The organism is Acinetobacter guerrae, assembly GCF_009372255.1.
GTDB classification, from domain to species: Bacteria; Pseudomonadota; Gammaproteobacteria; order Pseudomonadales; family Moraxellaceae; genus Acinetobacter; species Acinetobacter guerrae.
Genome location: NZ_LXGN01000001.1, coordinates 242893 through 259582, shown reverse-complemented (window position 1 = coordinate 259582; position 16690 = coordinate 242893). Strand labels below are relative to the sequence as shown.

Annotated in this window: 15 protein-coding genes; 7 read left to right on the top strand and 8 right to left on the bottom strand. The window is 38.5% G+C overall.

Going from position 1 to position 16690, the window contains the following annotated elements; genetic code table 11:
• Positions 1–60: 60 nt before the first annotated feature.
• The gene (locus A7A69_RS01185) at positions 61–1461 is read right to left on the bottom strand and encodes an LLM class flavin-dependent oxidoreductase (protein ID WP_152876022.1); all 1401 of its coding nucleotides are present in this window, start codon (positions 1459–1461) and stop codon (positions 61–63) included.
• A 129-nt stretch (positions 1462–1590) separates the two neighbouring features.
• Complete coding sequence (locus A7A69_RS01180; protein WP_152876021.1) at positions 1591–1788, bottom strand: hypothetical protein; 198 nt, start codon at positions 1786–1788, stop codon at positions 1591–1593.
• Between the two features lie 245 nt (positions 1789–2033).
• Between A7A69_RS01180 and A7A69_RS01175 the strand changes: the two genes are divergently transcribed.
• The gene (locus A7A69_RS01175; RefSeq protein ID WP_120369286.1) at positions 2034–2282 is read left to right on the top strand and encodes a hypothetical protein; all 249 of its coding nucleotides are present in this window, start codon (positions 2034–2036) and stop codon (positions 2280–2282) included.
• Between the two features lie 100 nt (positions 2283–2382).
• Here A7A69_RS01175 and metK read toward each other — a convergent pair whose 3' ends face one another.
• Positions 2383–3549 (bottom strand): methionine adenosyltransferase, encoded by a 1167-nt coding sequence (metK, locus tag A7A69_RS01170; protein ID WP_152876020.1) that lies wholly within the window; start codon positions 3547–3549, stop codon positions 2383–2385.
• 692 nt (positions 3550–4241) lie between these two features.
• Between metK and tkt the strand changes: the two genes are divergently transcribed.
• Both tkt and A7A69_RS01160 read left to right on the top strand, forming a co-directional pair.
• Complete coding sequence (tkt, locus tag A7A69_RS01165) at positions 4242–6230, top strand: transketolase (protein WP_152876019.1); 1989 nt, start codon at positions 4242–4244, stop codon at positions 6228–6230.
• 119 nt (positions 6231–6349) lie between these two features.
• Complete coding sequence (locus A7A69_RS01160) at positions 6350–6631, top strand: hypothetical protein (protein ID WP_152876018.1); 282 nt, start codon at positions 6350–6352, stop codon at positions 6629–6631.
• Positions 6632–6766: 135 nt separating this feature from the next.
• Here A7A69_RS01160 and A7A69_RS01155 read toward each other — a convergent pair whose 3' ends face one another.
• Positions 6767–7177 (bottom strand): OsmC family protein, encoded by a 411-nt coding sequence (locus A7A69_RS01155; protein ID WP_152876017.1) that lies wholly within the window; start codon positions 7175–7177, stop codon positions 6767–6769.
• Between the two features lie 303 nt (positions 7178–7480).
• Here A7A69_RS01155 and A7A69_RS01150 point away from each other — a divergent pair, with 303 nt between their 5' ends.
• Together A7A69_RS01150 and A7A69_RS01145 are read left to right on the top strand one after the other, a co-directional pair.
• Positions 7481–8062 (top strand): YceI family protein, encoded by a 582-nt coding sequence (locus tag A7A69_RS01150; protein WP_120369281.1) that lies wholly within the window; start codon positions 7481–7483, stop codon positions 8060–8062.
• A gap of 120 nt (positions 8063–8182) precedes the next feature.
• The gene (locus A7A69_RS01145; protein WP_152876016.1) at positions 8183–8590 is read left to right on the top strand and encodes a GFA family protein; all 408 of its coding nucleotides are present in this window, start codon (positions 8183–8185) and stop codon (positions 8588–8590) included.
• Between the two features lie 19 nt (positions 8591–8609).
• On the opposite strand, the gene A7A69_RS01140 is transcribed toward A7A69_RS01145, so the two are convergent.
• Both A7A69_RS01140 and exaC read right to left on the bottom strand, forming a co-directional pair.
• Positions 8610–9326, bottom strand: a complete 717-nt coding sequence (locus A7A69_RS01140; RefSeq protein ID WP_152876015.1) for a glutamine amidotransferase — start codon at positions 9324–9326, stop codon at positions 8610–8612.
• 262 nt (positions 9327–9588) lie between these two features.
• A complete protein-coding gene (gene exaC, locus A7A69_RS01135) occupies positions 9589–11100 on the bottom strand; it encodes an acetaldehyde dehydrogenase ExaC (protein WP_152876014.1) in 1512 nt (503 codons plus the stop codon).
• Between the two features lie 153 nt (positions 11101–11253).
• On the opposite strand from exaC, the gene A7A69_RS01130 reads away from it, so the two are divergent.
• Positions 11254–12438 carry a helix-turn-helix domain-containing protein gene (locus tag A7A69_RS01130; RefSeq protein ID WP_152876013.1) on the top strand — a complete coding sequence of 395 codons (1185 nt, stop codon included), beginning with the start codon at positions 11254–11256 and terminating at the stop codon, positions 12436–12438.
• Between the two features lie 3 nt (positions 12439–12441).
• On the opposite strand, the gene A7A69_RS01125 is transcribed toward A7A69_RS01130, so the two are convergent.
• Complete coding sequence (locus A7A69_RS01125; protein ID WP_152876012.1) at positions 12442–13404, bottom strand: alpha/beta hydrolase; 963 nt, start codon at positions 13402–13404, stop codon at positions 12442–12444.
• Between the two features lie 166 nt (positions 13405–13570).
• On the bottom strand, positions 13571–14743 hold the full coding sequence (gene mdh / locus A7A69_RS01120) for an iron-dependent methanol dehydrogenase (RefSeq protein ID WP_120369275.1): 1173 nt from the start codon (positions 14741–14743) through the stop codon (positions 13571–13573).
• 228 nt (positions 14744–14971) lie between these two features.
• Here mdh and A7A69_RS01115 point away from each other — a divergent pair, with 228 nt between their 5' ends.
• Positions 14972–16684: an AAA family ATPase gene (locus A7A69_RS01115; RefSeq protein WP_151981942.1), complete on the top strand. Its 1713-nt coding sequence runs from the start codon at positions 14972–14974 to the stop codon at positions 16682–16684.
• Positions 16685–16690 lie beyond the last annotated feature (6 nt).

Below are 16690 nucleotides of genomic sequence, written 5' to 3'. Positions count from 1 at the left end.
GAATTGTAAGATAAAAACCGAATCGATTATTTGATTCGGTTTTTTATCTCTCAGAATATATTAAATCACTTTTTTAAATGCAGATGTAGGCGCTGTTTGGCCAGTACGATAAGTCGCACCACGATGCCAGTTTGGTAAATGTGCTTCGGAATTGAATAATTTTTCTCTTAATGTTCCTTCACTGTATTGGTGTGGATACACCCCACGTTTTTGCAACTCAGGGACAATAAAATCGACTACATCCTGAAAAGTTTGATGCGCTAAAATATAGGCGAGATTAAAGCCATCAACATCGGTGTCTTCAACCCATTGCTGTAATTCATCAGCTACAGTTTGAGCAGAACCGACTAAAACTGGTCCATTACCACCGACACCAATCCAATTCGCAATTTCTTCTATTGTCCAGATCCGAGCTGGGTCAGCATTGACATAAGAGTCGAGTAATGACTGAATGGCATCAGTTTGAATATATTCAACTTTATCTTTAGATTGATATTGAGAAAAATCCACGCCTGACCAACCTGATAATAAAGTTAAAGCACCGTCATAGCTTGCAAAAGATTGGTATTCTTTAAATTTAGCGCGTGCTTTTTCATCTGTGTCATCTGTAACGATAGACAGAAGCGCATAAATTTTAGCTGAGTAAGGATCTCGACCATTTTCGATTAATTTTTGACGAATGCTTTTGACAACACTTTGAGTTGCGATTTTTGATGGGGCTGCAATAAAAATACATTCTGCATTTTGACTGGCAAAGGTCTGACCTCGTCCTGAAGCGCCTGCTTGATATAAAACGGGTGTACGTTGAGGCGATGGCTCACAAATATGAATACCAGGAACTTCAAAATATTTTCCTTTGTGCTGAATCGGATGCACTTTTTTAAAATCTGCAAAGACTCCCGTTTTTTTGTCAGCTAGAACAGCATCATTTTCCCATGAGCCTTCCCAGAGCTTATATAGAACTTCAAGATACTCATCTGCAATATCATATCGTTCATCGTGACTGACTTGATTTGATAAGCCTAAATTTTTAGAACCACTTGCCAGATAAGACGTTACAATATTCCAGCCTACACGACCTTTGGTTAGATGATCGAGCGTACTTATGCGCCGTGCAAAAGGATAAGGATGTTCAAATGAAATAGAGGTGGTGACGCCAAAGCCCAAGTGCTTTGTTACAGCCGCCATAGCGGGTATGAGTTGCAAAGGATCATTGACAGGAACTTGTACAGCGCCTGTTAAAGCCTGCTTAGCACTTTGTTGATAGACATCATAAATCCCTAGAACATCTGCCAAAAAGATGCCATCAAAAACCCCTTGTTCCAATATCTTCGCTAGATCCGTCCAATATTCGAGATCTTTATATTCACGTGAGCGATCTTGCGGATGGCACCATAAACCTGGTGACTGGTGGGCGATACAATTCATTTCAAAAGCATTAAATCGTATTTGTTTTGACATTACGAAACTCTATTTTCACAATTTATGATGAGCTTAAGTCAAAACAATCGAGCGCTTTATATGGATTAATTCAGAGCTTTTATTATTATTGTTTAATAAAAAAACATGATTTATTAAGATATAAAATGCCTATGGATTTATATCTTTGATCTCAACTGAATTAGGCTGAATATCTACTGAAGATGTATTGTTAAGATGAGATTCGGGCCTTACAGAAGGCTGGTATTTATTTGAAACTAACATGGTTTTTTCATTTTCAGAATCTTTGTATTTTCGACTACGATTAGCCCGTTCACGAAAACCACCTTTATTAATCAATTGTGTCATGATGAGCAACCTCTGAGACGTTATTAATAAATTTTAACAAAATTTTTGTAGATAATTCTATTTTTTATATAGTGATCTAAGTCAAAAATTGGCTATATTTATGATAATTAATGAATTTCATCTATTTATAATTTCATTGAAATCGTCTTCTATTTCACATAATATAAAAATATAAGGCCTAAAATGATTTAGCTTTAGCTAAACAGACTAGAAAAACAAGCTTAGGGTCGTGTGGGAGGATTACTATGCTGTACCAATATCACTGTGCATGTTGTAACAAGGTCGTTGCATCTACAGATAAAGAATGTCCTTATTGTGGTTCACAACATATCCGTAGTCCATACGGATGGTGGATTTTTTGCCTTGTGGGGTGTCTCGCTGTTGTAATGGTATTTAAATCTGTCCAATTTTATACTCAAACACATGAGACAGATACACCAACACAAAAGTCGATACTGGATGTATTAAATTCTAATGAAAAGAAAACTAATTAGTTATTCTTGATGAGTAGGACTTACTCAATGAATATTTTCATTTGGTATTAATAAAAACAAACCCGCAAATGCGGGTTTGTTTAAGATGCTAAGTGTTGACTTAGAGACCAGCGGCATCTTTAAGAACATCAACTTTATCTGTTTTTTCCCAAGTAAACGCATGATCTGTGCCTTCACGACCAAAGTGGCCGTATGCAGCAGTTTGCTTATACATCGGTTGTAACAGGTTTAACATACGGGTAATACCATACGGACGTAAATCAAAATGTTCGCGGACTAAAGCGATAATAAGCTCATCATCGACTTTTGCAGTATTAAAAGTATTGATTGAAATAGAGGTTGGTTCAGCAACACCAATAGCATAACTTACCTGAATTTCACACTTATCTGCTAAGCCTGCTGCAACGATATTCTTTGCCACGTAACGACCTGCATAAGCAGCGGAACGGTCAACTTTAGATGGGTCTTTACCAGAGAAAGCACCGCCACCATGACGAGCCATTCCACCATAAGTATCTACAATAATTTTACGGCCCGTTAAACCACAGTCGCCTACAGGACCACCAATCACAAACATACCTGTTGGGTTAATGTGAAATTTTGTGCCTGCATGGAACATATCTGCTGGAATTATAGGTTTTACAATTTCTTCAATAATCGCTTCTTTAAGCTGAATCTGAGAAATTTCAGGGTCATGCTGAGTAGATAGAACGACTGCATCTAAACGGACGGGGCGACCATTTTCATAGGCAAATGTCACCTGACTTTTTGCATCTGGACGCAACCAAGGCAACACACCTGAACGACGTAATTCAGCTTGACGTTCCATTAAACGATGGGCATAAGAAATAGGCGCTGGCATAAGTACATCGGTTTCGCGGCTGGCATAACCAAACATCAAACCCTGATCACCTGCACCTTGATCTTCAGGTTTTTGGCGGTCTACACCTTGCGCAATTTCAGGAGATTGTTTGCCAATCATATTGATCACAGCACAAGTTGATCCATCAAAACCAAGATCTGAATGGTGATAACCAATCCCGTTTACGGTTTGACGTACAATCGCCTCGAAATCAACATTGGCTGTTGTTGTGATTTCACCAGCAAGAACCACAGCACCTGTTTTTACTAATGTTTCACAAGCAACCCGCGCATATGGGTCTTCTTTTAAGATCGCATCCAGAATCGCATCACTAATTTGGTCAGCCATTTTATCCGGATGGCCTTCGCTTACAGATTCCGAAGTAAAAACAGCGTACTCGCGCATGAAAGTCCTATCACAGTAATTTTAAAGACATAATATGTTACATCGACTTGACCTTTAGGACTAGCTTAACCTGACTAAATTGCGTGAATTTATTCTATTTTTGCCTTGTTTTATTTGATATATGTATGAGTAAAACTTATATAGGGCTTTGGAAAAGATTGCTAAAAGACACTTTTTTATTAAATTTTAAATTTATTATATTGATTTATAAAATAATTATCATTTATTTCTGCATTTTCCTGTGTTTGAAAATCTTAAACATTAAAAAATACAATTAAAATTACAAATATAAAATTTAAGTTGAATGTCATTCATTATTTTTATAGAAATTTTAATAAAATTCTCTTTTTATTTGTACTTAACTTTTAAATATTGTACAAGGCTACAATTAATTATTTTAAAAACATGATGAGGTTTTTTTGATAAATTTAATCCATTGATTTAATGGGATTAGTATAAAAATTACAAATATTTTGGAGAGGTGTTTTTTTGAATAAATATAAGAAAGGAAAAAATAAATCTAGTGAATCAGGAAAAATTACGTTTATTCAGCCAAAACTGTCATATAAAAGTACGGAAAATCACGACATAGGCTTTACCCGTGCCTTTTTTTTTAAGACAATATAGCCTGTTTTTGAATCCCGATTCATGCTCACCTTTTTTATTCTATCGATTTATTTGGACGCTGACCTATGACGACCCCTTTAAACGAACGTCGTATTGCAAACGCAATTCGTGTATTGGCTATGGATGCTGTACAACAGGCAAATTCAGGCCATCCTGGTGCGCCAATGGGTATGGCAGACATTGCAGACGTCGTTTGGCGTGAGTTTCTAAACCATAATCCAGCCAATCCTCAATGGGCGAACCGTGACCGATTTGTATTGTCAAATGGTCATGGTTCAATGTTGCAATATGCGTTGCTACATTTGACTGGTTACGATGTTTCAATTGAAGATATCAAGCAATTTCGTCAATTACATTCTAAAACACCAGGTCATCCAGAATTAGGTTACGCACCTGGTATCGAAACTACAACAGGTCCTTTAGGTCAGGGGATTGCCAATGCTGTAGGTTTTGCCTTGGCTGAAAAAACATTAGCGGCACAATTTAATAAAGCTGATTTAACTGTTGTTGACCATTATACTTATTGTTTTCTGGGTGATGGCTGCTTGATGGAAGGTATTTCCCATGAAGCATGTTCATTTGCGGGTACATTGGGTCTGGGTAAACTGATCGCTTACTATGACGATAACGGCATTTCAATTGATGGTGAAGTTGAAGGCTGGTTTAGTGATGATACAGAACAACGTTTTAAATCATATGGTTGGCAAGTACTACGTGTCGATGGTCATGATGCTGATGCTATTCGTCAAGCCACAGTAGAGGCGCAGGCTGAAACGTCTAAACCGACGGTTATTATCTGTAAAACCATTATTGGTTTAGGATCTCCAAATAAACAAGGTAAAGAAGATAGTCATGGTGCGCCACTCGGTGCCGATGAGATCAAACTTACTCGTGAAGTGTTAGGCTGGGAAGAAAAGGCTTTCGTTATTCCTGCTGATATTTATGAGCATTGGGATGCCAAAGCAAAAGGTCAACAAGCTGAATCCGCTTGGGACAAAGTTTTTGCAACGTATCAAGAAAAATATCCAACGGAAGCGGGTGAATTGCTACGCCGTATTTCTGGCGATTTACCTGCTGATTTTGCGGCTCAAGCAGCTGCATTTATTGCACAAACAAATGCTAAAGCTGAAACCATTGCAACTCGTAAAGCCAGCCAAAATACTTTACAGGCATTTGGACCACTGTTGCCTGAGTTGTTAGGTGGTTCAGCCGATCTTGCAGGTTCTAACCTCACCATTTGGAAAGGTTGTGTGGGGGTTCAGGACAATCCAGCAGGTAATTATGTACATTATGGTGTACGTGAGTTTGGCATGACAGCCATCGCCAATGGTGTTGCATTACACGGTGGGTTTATTCCTTACGTTGCAACTTTCCTTATGTTTATGGAATATGCACGTAATGCAGTACGTATGTCGGCATTGATGAAGCAACGTGTGATCCATGTTTATACTCATGACTCGATTGGTTTAGGTGAAGATGGCCCAACGCATCAGCCTGTAGAACAGATTGCTTCATTGCGCTCTACCCCGAATCTAAATACATGGCGCCCTGCGGATACCGTTGAAACAGCGATTGCATGGAAATCTTCTTTAGAACGTAAAGACGGCCCATCTGCATTGATTTTGTCTCGTCAAAATTTGGCATTCCAAACTCGTACTGACGAGCAAATTCAAAACGCTGCGAAAGGTGGTTATGTATTGGCTCAGGAAAAAGGTGAGTTAAAAGCGATTATTATTGCGACAGGTTCAGAAGTTGAACTGGCAATGAATGCTTATGCTCAACTTGAAGGTGTGCGTGTGGTGTCTATGCCATGTGCAGAAGAATTTATGAAGCAAGACGTGGCTTACCGTGAAGTAGTATTGCCAGCCCATATCCGCGCCCGTGTTGCAGTTGAAGCAGCGCACGTCGATTATTGGTGGAAGTTTGTTGGCTTAGATGGCAAGGTGATTGGTATGACGACTTATGGTGAGTCTGCACCAGCTAAAGATCTGTTTAAGTTCTTTGGAATTACCACTGAAGCTGTGGTTGAGGCTGTTCAGTCTTTAACTTCATAAGTCAATTTTCGTAAAGCATTTCGCTTTGAAAACCCAGTCAATCAAAAGTTTGACTGGGTTTTTTGATTCTGTATTTCTATGATATATTTTTTAAGGATTCAGTTTAATTGGATGTCATCATGAAATTTTCATTTGTTGATTTAAATGGCGAAACGGTCACAGGCGAGTGTGAGTTTATTGTTCATCCTGCACAATACATTTCTAATGCACTGGCGACTGATATTAAACAGTCTACCGCACTGGATGGTGTACTAGGAGAGTTTAGTTTTTACCAAAAATTAAATGCAGAACATGATAATACAGTCTCAAAATTTGCTGTTGATAATGAGAACAATGTATTTCACAGTGAAAAATTACCTGATTTCGTGAAAATTGGCAGCAATTGGAAAGAAATCTTATAGTTTTTGAGTAGATATCACGTATTTGAAACAATTGATATAACTTAATCTGGTATTAGTTCACTCAGAAATATTGATATTCAAATCTTAAATATTTCCGAGCTAATCGGCATTCAACATCCATACATGTGCAAAGTATTAAAATGTCATCTCAGTTTGAATGGTGATATTTGAAGTCAAAATTTTATGGACAGGGCAACTTTCTGCAACTTTTAATAAACGTTTGTGCTGATCTTCAGTAAAGTTTCCTTTTAGCTTAATGTTACGTTCAATTTGATTAGCATTAGAAGATACAGCTTCTCCTTGAGGATTTAATACTAAATCGATTTGTACATGTTCAAGTTGTATTTGCTTATGGTCTGCATACATTTGTAAAGTCACCGTTGTGCAAGCACCCAAAGCAGAGAGAAGGATCAAGATTGGATTTGGCGCAGTGTTTTGCCCACCTTTTTCTACAGGTTCATCGACGTACCAGATATGTCCAGAAGGATCGGTAAGGGTGACACGATAAGGTGTTTGAGTGCTTTGGGCTTGTGCAGTGTATGACATGCGATAACCTGAAATGATCAATAAAGTAGTATCTTTAGCATAAAAGAGAATGTACTTGTTGTTATTTTGTATGTAGTCATGAGCTTTTTAATGATGTTTAATTAATTTTATCTAAATAATAAAGAGTTTTAGTTAGGTTTATTTAAATATTTAATGTTTTATTTTTAAATTTCATAACTTTTATTAAGTAAATTTAATTAAAACCCGATTGTTGCATGCTTGCAACAATTCGTCTTATAAATAACAGTGCATTAAAATTGGCAATGTATAAACTTATAACTATTCACTGAGTAGGAAAAAATCATGCGTTTAAAAACATTATCATTCGGTTTGGCTGTTGCAGTTGCAAGTACTCTAACTTTAGCTGCACCAGTAGATTATAAGATTGATCCGACCCATACGGCGACAGTATTTTCATGGAATCACTTTGGTTTTTCTACGCCAAGTGCTAACTTTACCGATATTCAGGGTGTCATTAAAGTTGATAATGCAAAACCTGCCAACTCATCTGTAGAAGTGACAATTCCAGTAAGCAGCGTAAATTCAAACGTTGCTGCATTAGATAAAGAATTTCAGGAAGAAGGCTGGTTTAATGCCGCAAAATATCCAAACATTACCTTTAAAAGTACTAAGGTTGAAACCAAAGACAAAAAACACTTCAAAATTACAGGTAATTTAACCGTTAAAGGCATTACTAAGCCTGTAGTACTGGATGCGGTGTTGAATAAACAAGGTGAACATCCAATGGCGAAAGTACCAGCAATTGGTTTCAATGCAACCACTTCATTTAACCGTTCTGACTTCGGTATCGGAAACTATGTGCCAAATGTTGGTGATAAAATTACTGTAAACATTACCACTGAAGCAGAAGCTGCCAAGAAATAATAGTTTACAGTTCGATGAGACCCATCATGCATTAAAAAAACATGATGGGTTTTTTCTTTTGTAGAATAGTGAACTTGTAAGAACTAAAAATAATCAAATCATTTTACAAGAGGAAAAACAATGTTAGGTCAATGCTTATGTGGATCGGTGCAAGTTGAGGCAAATATTCATATAGATCAAATTGCAGTTTGTCATTGTTCTATGTGCCGAAAATGGGGTGGTGGGCCTTCATTAACGGTTGAAGTTATTGATCATTTGAAAGTGACTGGCGAAAAATTAATTGGAAAGTATGCATCATCTGAATGGGCAGCACGTTACTTTTGTAAAAATTGTGGCACCAATTTATATTACAAACTCAATGAGCGAAATTATTATAACTTAAACGCACAACTGTTTGATTTACCAGAGCAGGCAAAAATTCATTTGGAAATCTATGCAGATCATAAACCTGCATACTATCCATTTTTATCTTCAGCAAAACAGTTGACCGAACAGGACGTGATTAATTTATTTTCCTCTGGAAATTAAAGAAGATCGAAGACCTTTTCTAATTTAATAGCTGGATTTGTTTCAAAAATTGTTTCATTACATGATAGGCAGCATGTTCAAGCGCGTGGGCATGTATCGCATTTTCTTCACGTAGTTGAGGAATCGACAAGTGAGCCTGACGTAATTCACAAGTATGACCAATCAGCCAGCGTTCAAACATGTCCTCAGCCACTTCAATATGAAACTGTAAAGCCAGTACATGATGGTCAATCGAAAATGCCTGATTGGGATAAAGTGCTGAACTGGCAAGTAAAGTGGCATTTTCAGGCAATTCAAAGGTATCGCCGTGCCAGTGTAAAACCGAAACATTTTCAAGGGGTTCTAAAATATTATGTTCGATTGTTTTAATTTCTAACTCGCTCCAGCCAATTTCCTTTTGATGACCTGCATACACTTTGCCGCCTAATGCACTGGCAATAAGTTGTGCGCCCAGACAAATGCCTAAGGTCGGTTTTTTATCGGCAAGACGTTGTTTGAGTAATGCAATTTCTGCTGTTAGAAAAGGATAATCTTGTTCTTCATAAACACCAATTGGCCCACCCAAAATCACGGTAAGACCTTCATAATTTAGCGCTGGCGTTAGATCATCGATACCTGCTTCAAAATAGCGAATCCGAAAGCCTAACTGATAAAAAATATCTTCTAATGAACCCAAGTCTTCAAAAGCGACATGCTGAATAGCGTAAATGGTTTTGGAAAAAGTATGTTGAGTCATAACGGATTCAATATTACATCGATATATTTCACCTTAAGCGAAAATCATCAAAAAGAAAACTGTATTGTTGGTTGGGTTTCAAAGAAAATACCCATGACATTTTATGCGATCTGGCTTAAAGCACAGCCATCTTTATTATTTTTAAAGACACACTTGATATCTTTTGCTCATTCAAATGTATATAGTTTTTCTTAAAACGATGCTTATACAAAAATAGAGGTGATTACATCGCCTCTATTTTTAATCGTGCTGAGATTATTTTTTAAAAAAAGCCCATTGGTTTGGTTGAGTAACTGACCAATAAGTTTTTAGTTTGTTGATAATGATCCAACATCATTTTGTGGTTTTCACGACCAATACCAGATTGTTTGTAACCACCAAATGCCGCATGTGCAGGGTAAATGTGGTAACAGTTAGTCCAGACACGACCCGCTTCAATCGCACGACCTGCACGATAAGAAGTATGTGCAGAACGAGACCAAACGCCAGCACCTAAACCGTATACGGTATCATTGGCAATGCGTATAGCATCGTCAAAATCTTTAAATGTAGTGACCGATAATACTGGCCCGAAAATTTCTTCCTGAAAAATTTTCATGCTGTTGTTGCCTTTGAAAATGGTCGGTTCAATATAAAAACCGCCATCAACATCATGACGTGCATCACCGCCTGTAAGTAATTGTGCGCCTTCATTACGACCTGTATCAATACAACCAATAATTTTGTCGAACTGTTGTTTGGATGCTTGAGCGCCAATCATGGTTTCAGTGTCTAATGGATGTCCCGTTTTGATTTTTTTAACGCGTTCAATTGCCATTTCTAAGAAACGATCTGCAATGCTTTCCTGAACCAACGCACGAGAAGGACAGGTACATACTTCACCCTGATTTAGGGCAAACATGGCAAAGCCTTCCAGGGTTTTCTCAAGGAAGTCATCTTCTCTATCCAGAATATCTTCAAAGAAAATATTGGGTGATTTACCACCAAGTTCAAGCGTGACTGGAATAATATTCTCAGTCGCATATTGCATAATTTGTTGCCCGACTTTAGTTGAACCTGTAAATGCAATTTTTGCAATACGTGGATTAGTTGCCAATGGACGACCGACTTCCACGCCATAACCATTCACAATATTTAATACACCTGCGGGTAAAATATCTTGAATCAGTTCAACTAACACCAAAATACTGACAGGTGTTTGTTCCGCAGGTTTAAGTACAATACAGTTACCCGCAGCCAATGCAGGTGCAAGTTTCCATGCTGCCATTAAAATCGGGAAATTCCATGGAATGATCTGGCCAACGACGCCTAAAGGTTCATGGAAATGATAGGCAATGGTATCTTCATCTATTTCAGAAATCCCGCCTTCTTGAGCGCGAACACAACCCGCAAAATAACGGAAATGATCAATCGCCAATGGAATATCCGCAGCCAGTGTTTCACGTACAGGCTTACCGTTGTCCCATGTTTCAGCAACCGCGAGCATTTCCAGATTTGCTTCAAGACGATCTGCAATTTTTAATAACAAATTAGAGCGAGTTGTTGGAGAGGCTTTATTCCACTCTGCTTTTGCCTTATTTGCAGCATCTAGAGCCAACTCAATATCTTCCGCACTTGAACGCGGAATTTTTGTAAATACTTTGCCATCGACAGGAGAGATATTTTCAAAGTATTCTCCTTTTACAGGGGCAAGCCATTGCCCACCAATAAAGTTTTCATATTGGGCTTTAAATTGAACCTTTGAACCAGGTTGATTGGGATTGATGTAACGCATATAAATATTCCTTTGCTTATCATTGATATACATATCAAATTTGAAGCTTATACAGCTTTGGTATAAGGTACTTTTGTACGCTATAGAGTTAGCATATAAGACGGAAGGTTGGAAAAAGGTTGGAGACCATGACAATTTTCAGGGAATATACAAATGGTTACAAAACAAAAGCTCAGGGAACAACGCAGCAGAGTTGAGACGCTTCGTCAACAAAGCATTTCCTCTACTCAGCAGGCAGGTGAGATGAATGAAAGCATTGCCAGTTCATGGCAACGTTCAGTTTCTGCGGCTATTCCCAAAGAACGCTCCGCTGCGCCGTTATTAACTTTAGTGCAAAAACAGCCGTCTGCACTGGATATTGCCTTACAGTATTGTGGTAATGATCTTAAACATGTCGCCGAACAATCTTCTATGGTGATTGCAGTAGGGGATGTCGGTAGTACCATTATCTGGACAGCTGCGAGTCAACAGATGCGCAGTGCGGCTGAACGGGTACACTTTGTCGAAGGCGGGCAGTGGGGCGAAGAAATGGTCGGGACAAATGCATTAGCCTTGTCCATCAAAACTCGCCAATCCAGTTGCGTGTTTTCCAATGAGCATTACATGCAGTCAGTGCAAGATTGGGTGTGTTATGCAGCACCGATTATCGATCCGCATTCTAGACAATTGCTTGGAGTGATCGATTTATCCACGACATGGACGAATCATAATTCTTTGGGTATTTTGGCTGCTGAACGCTGTGCATCGATTATTCAAACAGCTTTACAAGAACAGCAACGCCAACAAATCTATATTCGGGCATTTTCTATTCCACAAGTGCTATTTAATGGAAAAAATTTGGTATTGACACCACGCCAGATTGAAATTTTGAGTATTTTGGCATTATGTCCACAAGGTTTAAATCTGGAAACACTACATCAGGCACTTTATGGTGAACGTAAAGTCAGTATGGGAACGCTAAAAGCTGAAATGTCGCAGTTACGCGATGTGCTTGGGGGAATGCTCGGTTCACGTCCTTATCGTTTACTGGCACATGTCGAAGCTGATTTTTTACAGGCCGAAAAAGCTTTAGATGCGGGTTATGTCTCTTCTGCTTTGCAACTTTATACAGGGGTTTTTCTAACAAAAACCGAGAGTCCTTTTTTATGTGCATGGCGTGATTGTTTGGAGTCACGTTTAAGCGATGCTATTTTCAAAGCCAAAGAGACTGATATGTTGCTCAAGCATGTTGCGCGTTTCCCTGAAGCCATCGATGCTGTAGAGCGTCTAATGGAGTTATTACCTACAGATCATCCTGCCCATCAGTCATTAATTAAATACCAACAGGCAGAACCATAAATTTTAAGGTAATTTGATATTTAACCAGTCAAACAGTTGTTGGTATACCTGCTGACGAACAGGTTCAGGTGACAAAACCAAATCGTGCAAACCATGTTGAATGGTTTGTGTGCTGACATCACCTTTAATTTTTTCAGCATATTTTTCAATATCTTTTACACCTAAAATAACATCACTTTGCCTGGCTTTTTTGCTCCATTTTCTTGGGTTTTTAGTCTGGCTAGAGTGCATAACCAACGCAGGAATAGTAAGCCTAACTCCTTGATGAATTTCTTTTTGTGCGACATGAATGGCACGAATAAAACTTAATTGAACTTGCTTCATGTTTAGAAGTTTCCAGTTCAAATCAAATGACCATTCGCCATAATAATCTTTATGCAAACTTGGCACATACCATTTGTTTAACCCACTTGGGAATTTAGCTTGAGGTAGGTAACGACCAACTTGACTTAAAAATGGAATGCCCAAAGTTTTTTTGAGTACATTCATATTAAAATCATAAAAAGGGCTATTGGCCCAGAGTGCCTTGATCAGCGGATGATCGGGATGATGTGCGGCATATAGTGTTGCAGTGAGTCCACCAGTAGAATGTCCTGCTAACAATATCTGGCTATGATTTTCCTCGCCAATAATATTAAGCGCTTTTGTAATTTCCGCATCATATTCATTTAAATCAAGAACATTAAATAATATTTGATGGGGCAGATGAGAACGTCCATATTTTCTCAAATCCAGTGCATAAAAATCATAACCATGTTGATTAAATTGTTCAGCCATTTCGGTCTGAAAAAAATAATCGATAAAGCCGTGAATATATAAAACGGCTTTATTGGTTGATATTGCTGCTTTTTTACGGACTAATGTCGCAATAACTTTACCTTCATAATCATCTGGAAAGGTTAAAGTCAGTTGTTGGTAGCCTTCACCTAAAATATCTGGAATATATTGATTCATATTTTTATTCATTGGTTTTAATGCATGCTGTCATCCTTGTATGAAATGTAGATTTTGTCAATTGAAGTAAAGAAAAAAGAGGGAATATCTTGGAGAAATATTCCCTCAAGTGAGCAAGCCGGTTGGAGAGAGAAGCTTGCTCTAAGGACAAAGTAGCAGACGATTAATTGAAATCAAATTAAAGTGCGGCTTTGAAAATGTCCACAACCTGTGCATGAGTCGCCTTTCTTGGATTGGTGAGCATACAAGCATCTTTTTGCGCATTTTCTGCCATAGTCGCCAGATCTTCAGGTTTAACCCCTAGTTCATTGAGACCAGAAGGTATACCTATCGATTTGGACAATTCACGGATTGCTGCTATCGCTGCGTGTGCAGCTTGATTTTTACTGAGCCCTTGTATTTGTACACCCATAAGTTCCGCAATTCGTGCATATCGGTCTGGGCAAGCGATCAGGTTAAATTCGCAGACATGTGGCAATAGCACAGCATTACAAACTCCGTGCGGTAAGTTATAGAAACCGCCTAATTGATGTGCCATCGCATGTACATAACCGAGTGAAGCATTGTTAAATGCCATGCCAGCCAGATATTGCGCATAACTCATTGCATCACGTGCTTCCAGATTTTCGCCATTGGCAACCGCAGGGCTAAGCCATTCACTAATCATTGAAATTGCTTTTTCTGCACAGGCATCGGTAATGGGATTGGCTGCGGTAGAAACATAGGCTTCAACTGCATGGGTTAACGCATCCATACCAGTTGCAGCAGTTAAACTGGCTGGTTTGGCGACCATGAGTTTAGGATCATCAATCGCAATAAGAGGAGTACAACGCCAGTCAACAATTGCCATTTTGACATGGGTGTCGGTGTTAGTGATGATACAAAAACGCGTCATTTCTGAGGCTGTACCCGCTGTGGTATTCACCGCGATCAACGGAGTCATCGGAACTTTACTTTTATCAATGCCTTCATAGTCACGAATATGTCCGCCACCTGCGGTCACCAGTCCAATCCCTTTAGCGCAATCATGTGAAGAACCACCACCTAAAGAGACAATAAAGTCACAGTCATTGTCATTATAAGCAGTGACGCCACTATGCACGTTTTTGTCAGTTGGGTTGGGCTCTGCACCAGCAAAAATATGACTGTCTACACCTGCGTCTTTTAAGTATGTAGCAATCGTGTCTGCTACCCCAAACTTGAAAAGTCCTGCATCGGTGACAATAAGTGCTTTTTTTGCACCTAAATTTTGTGCTTTAGTTCCAATTTCTTTGGCACAGCCTGGGCCAAAAAGTGAAACACATGGGATATAAAAACCATTTGTTTGGTCAGCAATATTTTTTAAAGCCATGGAGCGATTCCTTCTTCCATTTAGTCCATTTGTTTTTACAGGTGACCTTCACCGTGAGGCTAGTATTCGGATTTGACTGTTTTTTTCCTACCTACCAAAAACCTACCAATAAATATTTTATTTTATCTTTTTGATATATATGTATTTTTATATTTTGAGCGGCTTTCGGATTTCACTTTTGCATGAAAGCCGTTAAGCTATGGACTGTTTTACGGAAATGATCAGGTTATGAAGCAAGAAACTGCACTTAAGTTACTAAAAGCGGGTGAAAATGTTTTTTTAACAGGTTCGGCTGGTGCAGGAAAAACGTATACCCTGAATCAATACATTAATTATTTAAAAGCACGTAAAGTGCCTGTTGCTGTGACCGCGTCTACAGGCATTGCAGCAACGCATATGAATGGAATGACTATTCATACTTGGGCAGGGATTGGTATTAAAAATCATCTTAGTGAAGATGATTTAAAACGCATGAAAGAGCGCAAATATTTAAAAGAACACCTTGAAAATGCGCAAGTTTTAATTATTGATGAAATTTCGATGTTACATGCCAAACAACTCAATTTGGTCAATCAGGTCTTAAAATATTTTAAAGAAAGTGATGATGCTTTTGGTGGAATTCAAGTCATTGTGGCAGGTGATTTTTTTCAGTTACCGCCTGTAGGAAAAAATGACGAACGTAATCGTGACAAGTTCTGTTTTATGTCGGATGCATGGGTTGAGGCAAAATTTCGGGTATGTTATTTGACTGAACAGCATCGTCAAGATGATGAAATTCTAAATCAGATTTTAAATGCTATTCGTGCGCAGAATATTCAGCAAGAACATACGCAAGCTTTGCAACAATCGCGCCAACAAGATATTGGGGATACGTTTACCCGACTCTACACGCATAATATGGACGTAGATAATATTAATTTTCAACATCTCAATGAAATTGAAACTGAAGAACATCAGTTCAATGCTGTGCTAGATGGCAACGAGAAAATGCTGGAAACCTTAAAGTCTTCTGTACGCGCTCCTGAAGAATTAATGTTGAAAAAACATGCCAAAGTCATGTTTGTAAAGAATAACTTCGATATGGGTTATATCAATGGCAGCTTGGGTGAAGTCATTGGTTTTGAAGAAGATGATGAACACGGCATTTTGCCCAAAGTAAAATTAACCGATGGTACGACTTTGCTTGTTGAACCCGAAACTTGGTCAATTGAAAATGAAGCAGGTAAAAGCATTGCCAGTTTTCAGCAGATTCCACTGCGTTTAGCATGGGCGATTACTATTCATAAAAGTCAGGGCATGACCTTGGAAGCCGCAGAAATTAATCTCTCACATACCTTTGAAAAAGGACAGGGCTATGTGGCTTTATCGCGACTTAAATCATTAACGGGATTGCGTTTATTGGGTTTTAATGCACAAGCTTTAGAACTAGATTCATTGGCTTTAAAAGCCGATAAAAGATTTCAGGAATTATCTCAGGATGCAGAAGATCATTTTCTTGATGCCGATTTAAGCGATCAACATAAAGCTTTTATTCGCCATTGTGGCGGTACGCTGAATGAGACTGAGATCCAAAGAAACGAGAAAAAACTGGCCAAAGGTGAAAAGCAAAACTATGGTTCTGCAACACTGGATGAAACTCGTGCTTTATTTGAAGAAGGGTATGAGATTCAGGATATCGCAACAGAACGTGGTTTAACGCCTGCGACCGTGATTAACCATTTGGCACGTCTACACAAAGAGCAAGGATTGGATATTTCTGTTGCACATCCTGGAGATGAAGTGGTTGAGCAAATAAGAAAGTTGTATAAGCGTGTGCAAAAAAGCAAACGGTCAGAAAACTTTAATGATGATGGTTCTATCAAACTCAGACCTATTGTGGAATTAACCAGTCCACGCATGGGCTATGATCAGGTGCGTTTAGCGCTTTTGTTTATTGAATAGGATGAT

Coding starts and splice junctions, on each gene's coding strand:
- A7A69_RS01185 (WP_152876022.1), bottom strand. CDS start 1,461: ATGTCAAAACAAATACGATTTAATGCTTTTGAAATGAATTGTATCGCC.
- A7A69_RS01180 (WP_152876021.1), bottom strand. CDS start 1,788: ATGACACAATTGATTAATAAAGGTGGTTTTCGTGAACGGGCTAATCGT.
- A7A69_RS01175 (WP_120369286.1), top strand. CDS start 2,034: ATGCTGTACCAATATCACTGTGCATGTTGTAACAAGGTCGTTGCATCT.
- metK (WP_152876020.1), bottom strand. CDS start 3,549: ATGCGCGAGTACGCTGTTTTTACTTCGGAATCTGTAAGCGAAGGCCAT.
- tkt (WP_152876019.1), top strand. CDS start 4,242: ATGACGACCCCTTTAAACGAACGTCGTATTGCAAACGCAATTCGTGTA.
- A7A69_RS01160 (WP_152876018.1), top strand. CDS start 6,350: ATGAAATTTTCATTTGTTGATTTAAATGGCGAAACGGTCACAGGCGAG.
- A7A69_RS01155 (WP_152876017.1), bottom strand. CDS start 7,177: ATGTCATACACTGCACAAGCCCAAAGCACTCAAACACCTTATCGTGTC.
- A7A69_RS01150 (WP_120369281.1), top strand. CDS start 7,481: ATGCGTTTAAAAACATTATCATTCGGTTTGGCTGTTGCAGTTGCAAGT.
- A7A69_RS01145 (WP_152876016.1), top strand. CDS start 8,183: ATGTTAGGTCAATGCTTATGTGGATCGGTGCAAGTTGAGGCAAATATT.
- A7A69_RS01140 (WP_152876015.1), bottom strand. CDS start 9,326: ATGACTCAACATACTTTTTCCAAAACCATTTACGCTATTCAGCATGTC.
- exaC (WP_152876014.1), bottom strand. CDS start 11,100: ATGCGTTACATCAATCCCAATCAACCTGGTTCAAAGGTTCAATTTAAA.
- A7A69_RS01130 (WP_152876013.1), top strand. CDS start 11,254: ATGGTTACAAAACAAAAGCTCAGGGAACAACGCAGCAGAGTTGAGACG.
- A7A69_RS01125 (WP_152876012.1), bottom strand. CDS start 13,404: ATGAATAAAAATATGAATCAATATATTCCAGATATTTTAGGTGAAGGC.
- mdh (WP_120369275.1), bottom strand. CDS start 14,743: ATGGCTTTAAAAAATATTGCTGACCAAACAAATGGTTTTTATATCCCA.
- A7A69_RS01115 (WP_151981942.1), top strand. CDS start 14,972: ATGAAGCAAGAAACTGCACTTAAGTTACTAAAAGCGGGTGAAAATGTT.